We start from the raw sequence: 12470 nt of genomic DNA, 5'->3' as shown, positions 1-12470 counted from the left end.
GAGATCTCGTCGAACGGGTTCATCGACATCTTCACATTGGCAAGCTCGACACCCGTGCCATCCGGCTTCACCCGGATCTTCACGTTGTAGTCGACAACCCGTTTGACGGGCACGAGAATCTTCATGGCAAGCCCCTTTATCCAAAGCGCGCCGCGATCTTTCAGATTCGCTTGCTCTGCGCTTTAACTCGTTTTTACGTAAGCCGTTGCCGCAACCGCCGCACAGCTTTGCGCGACATGCTTTAGACAGCCGGCCGCCAATGCGACCGCTCGGCAAGCAACGCCCAGAAGGCGAAGAGCGGCGTCTCCGCCGACCGCATGGCATGTTTGATCCTGGGAATATTATAGAACGACCCGCCGATACCAGGCGAGAACCAGTTCCCCTCCCCCTGCTGGAACTCTCCCTTGGACAGCATGAGATAGACTTCCTCCGGCGCATGGTCATGATCGGGATAGCGCACGTGAGGCGCCATCAATGTCACGCCGAACCACAGGTCACTTCGCTCCTCCAATCCACCCGGCCCGACGATCATGGCATTGGCATGCCCATCAACGAAATTGTCGCTGGCCGTGGTGTGGTCATACTTTGTGCGGCGACGCCATTCAAGCATTGGCTCGATGCCTTTGAACCCCTCGATCAATCGCGCCAGCGAAGCATAGGACGTATCGACGGCGAGCGCCATATCGAGGTGAGCGCAGACCGGTAACCGGCTTCCCTCTCCGGCGCGCGCAGTCCCCTGACGCTCCAGCGCCGCGAAGAACTGCCCGATCGAGCGGCGGGCTTCCGGAGCCCTGGCGAACTGGCCGAAAGCGACCGAAGCGGCTTCCAGGAAATGCTGGAGGCTTTCGTTGCGCAGACTCATATCATCCCCTCCCGATCGGCCGACAGGCGGCCGCTCTGACAATCATATATCCTTTGCGATGCGCAGACCGTCATAGACAGCGGCATGCGTATTGCGGGCAGCGACGGCGTCGCCGATCCGGAACAATTGGAACTTGCCCTCTGGATTGCGGATGACGGATTGCGGTTGCCCCTGGAGAAGCTGGTCGTGCGAGACCTCGCCGAGATTATTCGACTTGGGCTTCAGCTCGAAATAGAGTTCGTCGAGCGGGATGGTCCCGTGATTGACGACGATCTGGTCGTAGCTGTGCTGACGGGCAATTCCGCCGTAATCGCTGCCGATGAGGGCGACGAGCTGGTTACCTCTCTTCTCGACGGCCTCCAGCCGATAGGTAACGGTGAAGGTCACGTCGTACTTTTGGAGCGAGCGCATATAGGGAACCAGGTTCATCGCCATGACCTCCGGCGCGAAGGACCGGTCCGGCGTCATGATCTCGACTTTGGAGCCCGCCTTGGCAATGAACTCCGCCGCCTGAAGCGCTGCATGATCGCCGGCGTCGTCGAAAACAAGCACGTTGGTTCCGGGTTTCACATCGCCGGAGATGATGTCCCAAGAGGAGACCACCAGCTCGTTGCCGCTGGTGAGCACCTCGGTATGCGGCAGGCCGCCAGTGGCGATGATGACGACATCGGGGTTCTCCGCCTCGATCGTGTCGGGTTCCGCCCAGGTGTTGAAGTGGAAGGTGACATCGTATTTCTCACACTGGGTCATGCGCCAGTCGATGATGCTGATCATTTCCCTGCGGCGTTCGCTTTGGGCGGTGAGGCGGATCTGACCGCCTGGATTGTTCGCCGCTTCGAAAACCACCACCTGGTGGCCGCGCTCGCCAGCGACGCGCGCAGCCTCCAGCCCGGCCGGGCCGGCGCCGACAATGACGACCTTCTTTCTGACGTCGGCCTTTGCCAGGATATGCGACATCGTCAATTCGCGGCCGGTGGCGGCATTGTGGATGCAGTAGGCGGCCCCACCTTGATAGATGCGGTCGAGACAGTAGTTGGCGCCGACACAGGGGCGGATATCCTCTTCCCGCTTCTCGATGATCTTGCGGACGATGTGCGGGTCGGTCATGTGGGCGCGGGTCATGCCGACCATGTCGACTTTTCCTGCTGCAATCGCATGTCGCGCCGTGGCGACGTCGGGAATCTTCGCCGCATGAAAGGTCGGGAAGTTGGTCGCGGCGCGGATTTCACCGGCAAAATCCAGGTGCGGTGAGTTCGCCATGCCCTGGATCGGGATGACGTCGGTCAGACCGGCGTCGGTGTCGATATGGCCGCGAATGACGTTCAGATAGTCGATAAGCCCGCTGTCGCGCAGCCGCTTCGAAATCTCTATGCCTTCAGCTTGCCCGTTTCCGCCGGGCAGACACTCGTCCGCCGTATAGCGTACGCCGAGGATGAATTCGTCCCCCACTCTCTCGCGGATCGCCCTGAACACGTCGAAACAGAAGCGCATGCGGTTCTCGAGCGCACCCCCATAGGGGCCGTCGAGTTCGTTGGTGAGCGGAGACGCGAACTGGTCGATCAGGTGGCCGTAGGCCTCCAGCTCGATTCCATCCATACCGCCCGCCTTCATCCGTTCGGCCGCGTCGGCAAAATCCTTGATGATGCGCTCGATGTCCCAATCTTCCACCTTCTTCGGGAAGGCGCGATGCGAAGCCTCGCGAAGATGCGACGGGGCGACGACCGGCAGCCAGTCACCCTTGTCCCAGCGCGTGCGCCGGCCGAGATGGGTAAGCTGGATCATGATCGCCGCACCCTCTTCATGCACGGCGTCGGTCATTTCCCTGATCCAGGGGACGATCTCGTCCTTATAGGCGAGCAAGTTGTTGAAGACGGGCGGACTGTCCCGGGAAACCGCGGCGGAGCCTGCCGTCATCGTCAAGGCCACCCCGCCCTTTGCCCGCTCCACGGTATAGGCCCGATACGTCTCCTTCGGCATGCCGTCCTCGGGATAGGCCGGCTCATGCGCGGTTACGATGATGCGGTTACGCAACGTCAGATGCTTGAGTTGGTAGGGCTGAAGAAGAGGATCGTTCGACATGGGCCGTGGTTCCGGATTAAAAACATCGAAGCAGACGCTAAGTGCAATGTACACAAGTGTCAATCTTGAAAACAATACAGTCACCATATTCGACACTTATGTACATTTTTCTTGTGCGAGGCCGCGGAATTTGCTAGGAGAGAACGCATGGACCAGGCTTTGAACGACACCGGTTGGCGCGGATCGCACGAGGGATGGCTGGAAGCAGCCTACCAGGCGCTGCTGGAATCTGGCGTGGATTCGGTGAAGATTCTGCCGCTCGCAAAAAAGCTCAATCTCTCGCGGACGAGCTTCTACTGGTTCTTCAAGGATCGGGAGGAACTCTTGAGCGCGCTGGTGGCGCGATGGCGTGAGAAAAACACTGGCAATATCGTCAAACAGTCCGAAGCCTATGCAGAGTCACTGGCCGAAGCGATGCTCAATGTCTTCGATTGCTGGCTGAACACCGATCTCTTCGACGCCAAGTTCGAGTTTGCCGTGCGCAGCTGGGCGCTGCAGTCGGACGAGCTTCTGGCCGAGGTCCACAAGGCCGATCAGATCCGGCTGGAGGCACTCAAACGCATGTTTATGCGGTTCGGAGTACCAGAAACGACATCGGATGTCAGAGCGCGGACAACTTATCTCGTTCAGATCGGGTACATTTCCATGCAGTCGAAGGAGGAACTCGCCGTCCGCATGAAACGGATTCCGGAATATATCGCGATCTACACGGGCGAAGTGCCGCAGCAGAGGGAGCTCGACCGCTTCTTCGCGCGGCACGGCTATAGGTTCGGCTGAGGAAACCGAGATGAGCGTTTCCTTGAGGATTGGTATTATTGGCGGTGGCGGCTGGCTTGGTGGAGCCATCGCGGGCTCGATCCTCGATTCCGGCCTGGTTGATGCTCGAAATCTCTGCCTCTCCTATCGCAGCCGACAGCCCGACTGTTTCCCGGATTCCTTCTGGACCAGGGACAATCAGGAGCTTATCGACCGCTCTGATGTGGTCCTTCTCTCCGTCCGCCCCGATGACTGGCATCCGCTCGCCGTCGACGCCTCCGGCAAGCTCGTCATCTCAGTCATGGCCGGCATTCGCCTGAGCGCCCTTTCGGAGCGCCACAAGACCGGCCGCGTCGTTCGCGCCCTGCCAAATGCCGCTGCCGAAGTGGCAAAATCCTATACGCCATGGATCGGGGCGAGCGGCATCACTGGAGATGACCGGGCCATGGTCCGCGCGATCTTCGAGACCTGCGGATCTGAGGACGAAGTCGCAAGGGAAAGCGACATCGATTACCTCACAGGCCTTGCCGGCTCAGGGCCGGCATTCCCGGCGCTGCTCGCCGCCGCCATGATGCGCGACGCCGTCGCCCGCGGCCTGCCCGCCGAGGTTGCGCGCCGCGCCGTCAATACGGTGATATCAGGCGCCGGCCGGCTGCTGGAGCGCCGCAACGAATGTCCCGACAACGTCGTTCAAACCTTTCTCGACTATCGCGGCACCACCGCGGCAGCCATCGAAGGCATGCGCGCCGCCGGGTTCGACGCTGCGGTGGGGGAAGGACTATCGGCAGCATTCAAGAAATCGGTGAGTATGGGAGCTGTTTCCTGACGACCGTTGAGGGTGGGTACTGCGGCACCCCGCCTGGCCAGATCAGCCGCTAAATAGAGGGAACGAGAATGAAGAAACTACTTGCATCGACATGCTTGACGTTCGGCCTGATCGGCGGCGCGTCCTTCGCCGGCGCCGCCGAATGCGGCAGCGTCACCATCGCCAGCATGAACTGGCAAAGCGCCGAAGTTCTCTCCAATCTGGACAAGTTCATCCTGAACGAAGGTTACGGCTGCAGCGCCGACATCACCGTCGGCGACACTGTCCCGACGATCACCTCCATGGCCGAAAAAGGCCAGCCGGATATCGCGCCCGAAGCATGGATCGACCTGCTGCCCGACGTCGTCAAGAAGGGCACGGAAGAAGGCCGCATCGTTCAGGTCGGCTCGCCGCTGCCGGATGGCGGCGTACAGGGCTGGTGGATTCCGAAATATCTCGCCGACGCCCATCCCGACATCAAAACGATCGGCGATGCGCTGAAGCATCCGGAACTCTTCCCAGATCCCGAAGATCCGAAGAAGGGCGCCATCGTCAACGGCCCGCAGGGCTGGGGCGGCACGGTCGTCACCTCGCAGCTCTACAAGGCGTTTGATGCCGAAAAGGCGGGCTTCACCCTTGTCGACACCGGCTCTGCCGCCGGTCTCGACGGTTCGATCGCCAAGGCTTACGAGCGCAAGGAAGGCTGGGTCGGCTATTACTGGGCGCCGACCGCTCTGCTCGGCAAGTATCAGATGGTCAAGCTGGAAGCCGGCGTGCCGGAGGATGCCGCCGAGTGGAAACGCTGCATCACCGTTGCCGACTGCCCTGATCCGAAGCCGGCGGCATGGCCGGTCGATCACGTCGTCACCCTGGTTGCCAAGCCTTTCTCCGAAAAGGTCGGGCCTGAGGTCATGGACTACCTGAAGAAGCGCTCCTGGAGCAACGACACCGTCAACAAGCTGATGGCCTGGATGACGGATAATCAGGCGACCGGCGAAGACGGCGCCAAGCACTTCCTGGAAGAAAACAAGGACATTTGGACCAAGTGGGTCTCGCCTGAAGCAGCCAAGAAGATCGAAGCTGCTCTCTAGGCCAAAATTGCGGTGCGCGAAAAGCGCACCGCTTCTCACGCGCCGACAAAATCAAAAAGACTGCTACGGCTCTTTGACAAAAGGGGAACCGAGATGGAATGGTTTTACAAATTCCCGCACATGAACGATGACGCGCTTCGGAATCTGAAGAAGGCGATCGATGACGGCTTTCGCGGCTTTACCCGCAGCTATGGCGACGGCATCGAAAGCCTCTTCGTTCCGCTGCAGCACTTCCTCATCGCCGCCGAACGCTTCATGACGCAGACGCCATGGCCGATCATCACCTTGATCGTCCTCGTCATTGCATGGTTTGCGAGCCGCAGCTTGAAGATCGTCGTCGGCTGCCTGGTGACGCTGATGCTGATCGGCTACTTCGACATGTGGGACGACACGATGCGGACGGTCTCGATGATCTTCGTCTGTACCGTGCTCTCCATCGCCATCGGCATCCCGATCGGGATCCTGATGGCTCGCTCCGACCGGCTGCAGCGCGTCGTCAATCCGATCCTCGACGTTATGCAGACGATGCCGAGCTTCGTCTATCTCATCCCCGTCGTCATGCTGCTCGGCATCGGCAAGGTGCCTGGTCTGATCGCCGTTGTCATCTACGCGATCCCGCCGATGATCCGCTTGACCGATCTCGGCATCCGCCTGGTGGACAAGGACGTGCTGGAAGCGGCCGACGCCTTCGGGACGTCGCGGTCTCAGAAGCTTTTCAAGGTGCAGCTGCCGCTGGCGCTTCCTACCATCATGGCCGGCATCAACCAGACGATCATGATGGCGCTCGCCATGGTGGTCATCGCTTCCATGATCGGCGTCCAGGGTCTCGGCCAGCCGGTGCTCAAGGCGATCGCCAACCAGTACTTCACGCTGGGCATTTTCAACGGCCTTGCCATCGTCGGCATCGCCATCATCTTCGACCGGGTCAGCCAGGCATATGGCAAAAGGCTCCAGAAGCATCAGGAGACCGTCCATGGCTGAGCATCGTTTCGGCGGCATCAAGATCCGCCACCTCTACAAGATCTTCGGCCCCAATCCCGCCTCTTATGTCGAAGCGGTGCAGAAGGGGCTGACGAAGACCGAACTCAACGAAAAGCACGGTCACGTCCTGGGCCTCAGGGATATCAATGTCGAGATCCCCTCCGGCTGCATTCAGGTCATCATGGGCCTTTCCGGTTCGGGCAAATCGACGCTCATTCGCCACATCAATCGCCTGATCGATCCGACATCCGGCGAAGTGCTGGTCGACGGCGTCGATGTTGTGAAGATGAACGAAGCCGAATTGCGGACGTTTCGGCGGCAACAGACGGCGATGGTGTTTCAGAAATTCGCACTTCTGCCGCACCGCAATGTCCTCGACAACACCATCTTCGGTCTCGAAGTGCAGGGGATGGAGCGTGCGAAAGCCGTTGAAATCGCCATGCGCTGGATCGAGCGCGTCGGGCTGAAAGGCTTCGAGCAAAAATACCCGAACCAGCTTTCCGGCGGCATGCAGCAGCGCGTCGGCCTGGCGCGGGCCCTTTCCAACGATGCGCCGGTGCTTCTGATGGACGAAGCCTATTCGGCGCTCGATCCCTTGATCCGCACGGATATGCAGACTGTCCTTCTCGACATTCAGAAAGAGATCAAGAAGACCATCGTCTTCATCACCCACGATCTCGACGAGGCTTTGCGCCTGGGCGACCAGATCGCCATCCTGCGCGACGGCGAAGTGATTCAGCAGGGCACCAGCCAGGACATCGTGCTGCGCCCGGCCGACGATTACATCGCCAACTTCGTCAAGGAAGTGAACCGAGGCCGGGTCGTCCATGTCGAAGCCGTCATGACACCTTTGCACTCCGCCGCAGCGCCTGGCGGCTTGACGATCGCATCGGGTACGACCGTGGAAGAAGCCGTCCGAATACTGGCTTCGACACCGAACGACGATGCCAGGGTGGTTTCGCCGTCGGGAGAAACCTTGGGCCTTGTCACCTTCCGCCAGCTCGCCGGTGCAATGGTGAACTCGCAGGAGGTGGCTCCCCCACGCGAAAGCGCCCTTTCGATCGCGCTCTGAACCTACGGGCGCGGGCTCTCCCGGTCTGGCCGGCGGCACCGACGTTCGGCGCGTCACCACGCACCGCAATCGGCAAGCCGGCTGCTGAGGGATCACGAATGCGGGCTCGGGGAGATCCTCGGCCGGCGCGAGCGGCGCCTGACAAAGCTCGCGGGCAGTCGTTAGACTTGACTCTTATATCGACACGTCGGATGTCGAGGCGATCGGTACCGATGCTGTCGCCCTGCCAACGGGTTTGATTCTCCGAAACCTGCTTTCAGAGGGCTGATGCCACCTGTCGAGGTCCAGGCATCGACAAATGAATTGTCTTTATACCAGATCTCTATGCCTTCTCCGACAGGAGGTGAGTCGGACTGGATCTTTAATTCAGGGGCAACCAAAGAGTGGGGAGGGAGGGCTAGCCTATACATTTTGCGCAGGACCGGTCCATACTGCGTCGCGAAAAGCCGATTGACCGACAATATCGGAACGCGCCAATTGCTCCATTGCCGTAGAACACTAATCTCAGTCCGACCGGGGCCATGATGGTCTACGGTTTGCAAGCCCCCCTCCATCGATGACCCCAAACGATGGAAGGGTTTACGTCTATACGCACTCCATCCCGTGCGTATGCCAACTGCCTGTCAGCCTGCCGAAGGCGATCTCGAGCGGTCCACTTCAGAACCTTCGGCAGGCGACTCTTGGATGGCGCCTTGAATGTGCTTCATGGGCACGTTGGCTAATCGTTTCATCACCGGACCACCATCAAAGCAGCAGTTCCAAGGCTTGCCAAGTGCAACCGGTTCTGTCAGTTCCTGACGACTGGCCGGGAAAATTCGACGGATGGAATTATCGGTAAAGTATCTAAAAGCTTCGCGTTTTCCGGCGCCCGCCACGCTCGGGCTCGGGCTGGACCGCCTTGCCCAGGCCAGCAAAACCGACACCCGGATCACGCTGAAACTTGCCCGCCTGGCTGCCGCTTACTGCGCTCTGGCCTGTTATTGGCTATTATACGGCGAAGCTTCGTTCATCATGCCCTCCACAAGGTCCTGACAGGCGCGAGAAGAAAGATGAGCTCGGTGACGTGCAACCAGAATGAGGGACGTACTTCATCTATGGCGATGCGGCCGGGGCGTCACGCCGTGCGACGCCAGATGAAATAACGGGGACAGCATGACGGAAAACAGCGCCCAGCCATTCTCCTTCCGATTCCACGGTTCGTCTTTCGACAATATGGTGGAAACCCTTGGCGGCGCTTTCGGCGCGTTTGATGCCGAGCCTGTCGGCCGCGCCAAGGACTTTCATTGGGGATTGGATTTTTCGGTGGCCGAGAGAGCCGTCCTGCTGACGGGCTATCATGAGGCGGAGTTCCAATTCAACATCGAGCCGACCGTCACCACGGCAGAGTACCTGTCGCTCGTCGTGCCGCGCCGCGGCGGCATGGGAGTTACCTATGGGTCGCGCAAGGCCGAGGCCGGGCAAGGCAAACTGCTTCTCTACAACAATTTCGAGCCCGACAGCGTTCTCATGCATGGGCAAGGCAACGTCATCGACGAGTTGCTGATCAACTGGCCCGTCATCCTCCAGGCGATTGGCCGGACATTCGAAATGCCGTTCAGCGGCTCGCTCGACTTGCTGCCGGAACTGGATCTGTCAACGCCGGCCGGTCGGACGATCGGCAACCTCACGGAGACGATCATATCAGGAATGCGCGACGACGGTCCCCTGCTGCAGTCGCCGATCGCCATGGCGCACATGACGCAGGCGCTCGCCGATCTCGTCGTGCGCATCGTGCCGCATCGGCTGTCGCATTTCCTTGAAAAGGGACCCGCCCTTATTGCTCCGAGGCATGTGCGCAGGGCGATCGAGTTCATGCAGGCCAATATCGATCAGCCGATCACCATGCCAAAGGTGGCGCAAGCGGCCGGCGTCTCCAGCAGAGCGCTCGAAACCGGCTTCCGCGCATTCAAGGGAACGTCCCCCGCCGCTTATCTGCTGACGCTTCGCCTGCGCGCGGCGCGGCAGGATCTGATCGATCCCGAGTGCAAGGAGACGATGAAGGCCATCTGCCTGAAATGGGGCTTCTTTCATTTCGGCCGCTTTTCCCAGGTCTACAACGCGACTTATGGCGAATATCCCTCCGAAACGAGGAAGCGTGTAAGCCGCCGGTAACTTGCAGCTGAAGCGCGCGCCGATCCTTAAGCTTCGCTCTTTGCACCTTTGTCTTTTAGAGCGCTGCCAACCTGTAGTGCACTCGCATGGTCCTCGGATCCCGCTTGACGATCCGAAGCTTATCATCACGCTCCGCCAGCGCGCTGAGGTCCCGCAACACAAGCGCATGCGAGATCCCCAGCATGCGCGCAAAGGAGCGGCTGTCGGACGCGATCCCGAGCTCGGCAGCGACGAGCAGACCGGCTTGAATAGAGGTCAGTCCGACATTCCTCTCTTGCGCCATAGCTACAAGGGAAAGAAACCGGTCGGCGCCGATAGCCTCTTTGCTCACGCGGCGTCTCGCTTGCGCAGGGAAACCGTGATCGATTTCGAGGTCGGCGTGTCGCTTTCCTCGCCGGCGCTGCCAAGCGGCACGAGCACGTTCAGTTCCGGGTAATAACCGGCAATGCTGCCGCGCGGAATATCATAGGGCACGAAGCGGAAATCCGGCGCGATCCGCTCGACACCGTCATCGTGCTCGCCGATTACGTCGGCACGGTCACCGGCCCCGGCATTCATCGCCTTCAGATCCGCCGGATGAATGAAGATGACCTGCCGCTCTCCGTAGACGCCGCGATATCGGTCATCGAGACCATAGACCGTCGTATTGTATTGGTCGTGCGATCGGAACGTCTGCAGAGCGAACTGCCCCCCTCCTCTTCGCGCACGCTGGTGCACCGTCTCCTCAGGAAGCGGCTGGCAAGAAAATGATGCTCTGCCTGCCGGCGTCTGCCATTCCCGGTGGGCCGCCGCGTTGCGCAGATGGAAACCGCGCGGCTTGCGCAGGCGCATATTGTAATTCTCGAAGCCGGGAATGGTCGCCTCGATATGATCACGGATGCGGTCGTAGTCGTGGGCAAGCTCCGCCCAGTCGACCACGGAGGAGCCGACCGTCGCCTGCGCAATGCCGGCAATGATGGCGACTTCCGAGCGGAGATGCGGCGAGGCCGGGCGATTGATGCCGGCGGAACCATGCACCATGCTCATCGAATCTTCGACACTGACGAGTTGGGAATTGCCGGCAGCGTTCAGATCCATCTCGGTACGCCCGAGGCAGGGCAGAATGAAGGACGCCTCACCGGGCAGCAGATGCGAATGATTGGGTTTGGTGGCGATGTGCACCGTCAACTTCAGCCGCCGAAGCGCTTTTTCGACCAGTGCGCTGTCGGGCGTCGCACGGGCAAAATTGCCGCCAAGCCCGATGAAAGCCTTGGCCGAACCGTCGAGCATCGCTCCGATCGCGGCAAGGACATTGTGACCATGCTCCCGCGGGACGGTGAAGCGGAAATGTTTCTCCAGCGCATCGAGGAAATCATCCGACGGTTTTTCATTGATGCCGACGGTGCGATCGCCTTGCACGTTGGAATGACCACGCACCGGGCAAAGACCAGCGCCGGGCTTGCCAATATTGCCGCGCAAGAACATGAAACTGGCGATCTCGCGGATCGTCGCCACCGAATGCAGGTGCTGGGTCACGCCCATCGCCCAGGTGCAGATGACCCGGTCGGCCTTGATATAGACGTCGGCCGCCTGTTCGATGTCCTGTCGGCTCAGTCCCGATTGCTCTTCGATATCAGCCCAGGCCGTCGCCTCGACCGCTTGCAGGTATTGCGCAAATCCGACGCAATGGTCGGCCAGGAACGCATGATCGAGGACCGGTGGCAGACCGGCGGCAACCGCAGCGTCTTCGGCAGCCAGCACCGCCTTTGCCATTCCGCGCACAGCGGCCATGTCGCCACCGAGCTGCGGTTGCAGATAAAGGCTGGCAATGTCGGTCGAGCCGCCGCGCAGCATCTCGATCTTGTCCTGCGGATCGGAGAAACGCTCCAGCCCGCGCTCGCGGATCGGATTGAAGACGACGACCTGCCCGCCGCGCATCGCCGCCCGGCGCAGATCACCGAGCATTCGGGGATGATTGGTGCCGGGGTTCTGGCCGATCACGAAAATCGCATCGGCCTCCTCGAAGTCCTCCAGAAGCACGGTGCCCTTGCCGACGCCGATCGCCTGATTCAGGGCGATTCCACTTGCCTCGTGGCACATGTTGGAACAATCGGGAAAATTGTTGGTGCCGTAGATGCGCACGAACAGCTGATAGAGGAAGGCAGCCTCGTTGCTGGCGCGGCCGGACGTATAGAACTCCGCCCGATTGGGATTATCGAGGCCCTTCAGAATGCTGCCGATCTCGGCAAAAGCATCCTCCCACGCCACCGGCAGGTAACGGTCGCTCGCAGCATCGTAACGCATCGGATGGGTGAGGCGGCCATTGAGTTCCAGTTCGTAATCCGACAACCGGCGAAGCTCAGCGACCGTAGTCGCCGCAAAGAAAGCGGGGGTCGTCCGCTTTTCCGTGGCCTCCCATGCGACGGCCTTCACGCCGTTCTCACAAAATTCGAACGACGATCCGTGTTCCGGATCGCCCCAGGCGCAGCCCGGGCAATCGAAGCCGTCCGGCTGGTTCGCCTTCAGCATCGTCCGCGCACCCGAGACCGGCGTGCCGCTTTGCAGCAATTGTTTGCCGCAGCTTTTCAGAGCGCCCCAGCCGCCAGCCGCCGCCGATTTCTTCCCGATGAATTTTGTGTCCATGCGCGCCCTGTATTGCTGAAGGGCGCTAAACATCAAGGGCGTACGAGCGAT

Annotated in this window: 11 protein-coding genes and 1 pseudogene; 7 read left to right on the top strand and 5 right to left on the bottom strand. The window is 60.5% G+C overall.

Annotated elements, in window-relative coordinates; all coding sequences use genetic code 11:
• The 3 genes and pseudogenes from HJC04_RS22460 to HJC04_RS22450 all read right to left on the bottom strand — a co-directional run.
• Positions 1–125, bottom strand: a pseudogene (locus tag HJC04_RS22460) (electron transfer flavoprotein subunit beta/FixA family protein); the annotation flags it as partial.
• Between the two features lie 116 nt (positions 126–241).
• Positions 242–862 (bottom strand): dimethylsulfoniopropionate lyase, encoded by a 621-nt coding sequence (locus tag HJC04_RS22455; protein WP_221147159.1) that lies wholly within the window; start codon positions 860–862, stop codon positions 242–244.
• A gap of 42 nt (positions 863–904) precedes the next feature.
• Positions 905–2941: an NADH:flavin oxidoreductase gene (locus tag HJC04_RS22450; RefSeq protein ID WP_221147158.1), complete on the bottom strand. Its 2037-nt coding sequence runs from the start codon at positions 2939–2941 to the stop codon at positions 905–907.
• A 147-nt stretch (positions 2942–3088) separates the two neighbouring features.
• Here HJC04_RS22450 and HJC04_RS22445 point away from each other — a divergent pair, with 147 nt between their 5' ends.
• The 7 genes from HJC04_RS22445 to HJC04_RS22415 all read left to right on the top strand — a co-directional run bounded on the left by HJC04_RS22445 (position 3089) and on the right by HJC04_RS22415 (position 9797).
• On the top strand, positions 3089–3718 hold the full coding sequence (locus tag HJC04_RS22445) for a TetR/AcrR family transcriptional regulator (RefSeq protein ID WP_221147157.1): 630 nt from the start codon (positions 3089–3091) through the stop codon (positions 3716–3718).
• A gap of 10 nt (positions 3719–3728) precedes the next feature.
• Positions 3729–4523, top strand: a complete 795-nt coding sequence (locus HJC04_RS22440; RefSeq protein WP_221147156.1) for a pyrroline-5-carboxylate reductase — start codon at positions 3729–3731, stop codon at positions 4521–4523.
• A 68-nt stretch (positions 4524–4591) separates the two neighbouring features.
• On the top strand, positions 4592–5593 hold the full coding sequence (locus HJC04_RS22435; protein ID WP_221147155.1) for an ABC transporter substrate-binding protein: 1002 nt from the start codon (positions 4592–4594) through the stop codon (positions 5591–5593).
• A gap of 93 nt (positions 5594–5686) precedes the next feature.
• Positions 5687–6574 (top strand): proline/glycine betaine ABC transporter permease, encoded by an 888-nt coding sequence (locus tag HJC04_RS22430; protein ID WP_210632172.1) that lies wholly within the window; start codon positions 5687–5689, stop codon positions 6572–6574.
• The gene (locus HJC04_RS22425; protein WP_221123559.1) at positions 6567–7646 is read left to right on the top strand and encodes a glycine betaine/L-proline ABC transporter ATP-binding protein; all 1080 of its coding nucleotides are present in this window, start codon (positions 6567–6569) and stop codon (positions 7644–7646) included. The genes HJC04_RS22430 and HJC04_RS22425 overlap by 8 nt, the downstream gene beginning before the upstream one ends.
• Before the next feature lie 822 nt (positions 7647–8468).
• A complete protein-coding gene (locus HJC04_RS22420) occupies positions 8469–8678 on the top strand; it encodes a hypothetical protein (RefSeq protein WP_210632170.1) in 210 nt (69 codons plus the stop codon).
• Positions 8679–8798: 120 nt separating this feature from the next.
• The gene (locus tag HJC04_RS22415) at positions 8799–9797 is read left to right on the top strand and encodes an AraC family transcriptional regulator (protein ID WP_221147154.1); all 999 of its coding nucleotides are present in this window, start codon (positions 8799–8801) and stop codon (positions 9795–9797) included.
• 55 nt (positions 9798–9852) lie between these two features.
• Here the strand turns inward: HJC04_RS22415 and HJC04_RS22410 are convergent, their stop codons facing one another.
• Positions 9853–10128, bottom strand: coding sequence for a hypothetical protein (locus tag HJC04_RS22410; protein ID WP_221147153.1), 276 nt, complete (start codon positions 10126–10128; stop codon positions 9853–9855).
• A complete protein-coding gene (locus HJC04_RS22405; protein WP_221147152.1) occupies positions 10125–12419 on the bottom strand; it encodes an FdhF/YdeP family oxidoreductase in 2295 nt (764 codons plus the stop codon). The genes HJC04_RS22410 and HJC04_RS22405 overlap by 4 nt, the downstream gene beginning before the upstream one ends.
• Positions 12420–12470: the final 51 nt, after the last annotated feature.

It is taken from the genome of Rhizobium sp. NLR8a (genome assembly GCF_019685235.1).
GTDB lineage: Bacteria > Pseudomonadota > Alphaproteobacteria > Rhizobiales > Rhizobiaceae > Rhizobium.
This window is presented reverse-complemented; position numbering and strand designations above follow the sequence as displayed.

Bases quoted from the DNA above. Each gene is read 5' to 3' on its own strand.
- HJC04_RS22455 (WP_221147159.1), bottom strand. From the start codon at position 862: ATGAGTCTGCGCAACGAAAGCCTCCAGCATTTCCTGGAAGCCGCTTCG.
- HJC04_RS22450 (WP_221147158.1), bottom strand. From the start codon at position 2,941: ATGTCGAACGATCCTCTTCTTCAGCCCTACCAACTCAAGCATCTGACG.
- HJC04_RS22445 (WP_221147157.1), top strand. From the start codon at position 3,089: ATGGACCAGGCTTTGAACGACACCGGTTGGCGCGGATCGCACGAGGGA.
- HJC04_RS22440 (WP_221147156.1), top strand. From the start codon at position 3,729: ATGAGCGTTTCCTTGAGGATTGGTATTATTGGCGGTGGCGGCTGGCTT.
- HJC04_RS22435 (WP_221147155.1), top strand. From the start codon at position 4,592: ATGAAGAAACTACTTGCATCGACATGCTTGACGTTCGGCCTGATCGGC.
- HJC04_RS22430 (WP_210632172.1), top strand. From the start codon at position 5,687: ATGGAATGGTTTTACAAATTCCCGCACATGAACGATGACGCGCTTCGG.
- HJC04_RS22425 (WP_221123559.1), top strand. From the start codon at position 6,567: ATGGCTGAGCATCGTTTCGGCGGCATCAAGATCCGCCACCTCTACAAG.
- HJC04_RS22420 (WP_210632170.1), top strand. From the start codon at position 8,469: ATGGAATTATCGGTAAAGTATCTAAAAGCTTCGCGTTTTCCGGCGCCC.
- HJC04_RS22415 (WP_221147154.1), top strand. From the start codon at position 8,799: ATGACGGAAAACAGCGCCCAGCCATTCTCCTTCCGATTCCACGGTTCG.
- HJC04_RS22405 (WP_221147152.1), bottom strand. From the start codon at position 12,419: ATGGACACAAAATTCATCGGGAAGAAATCGGCGGCGGCTGGCGGCTGG.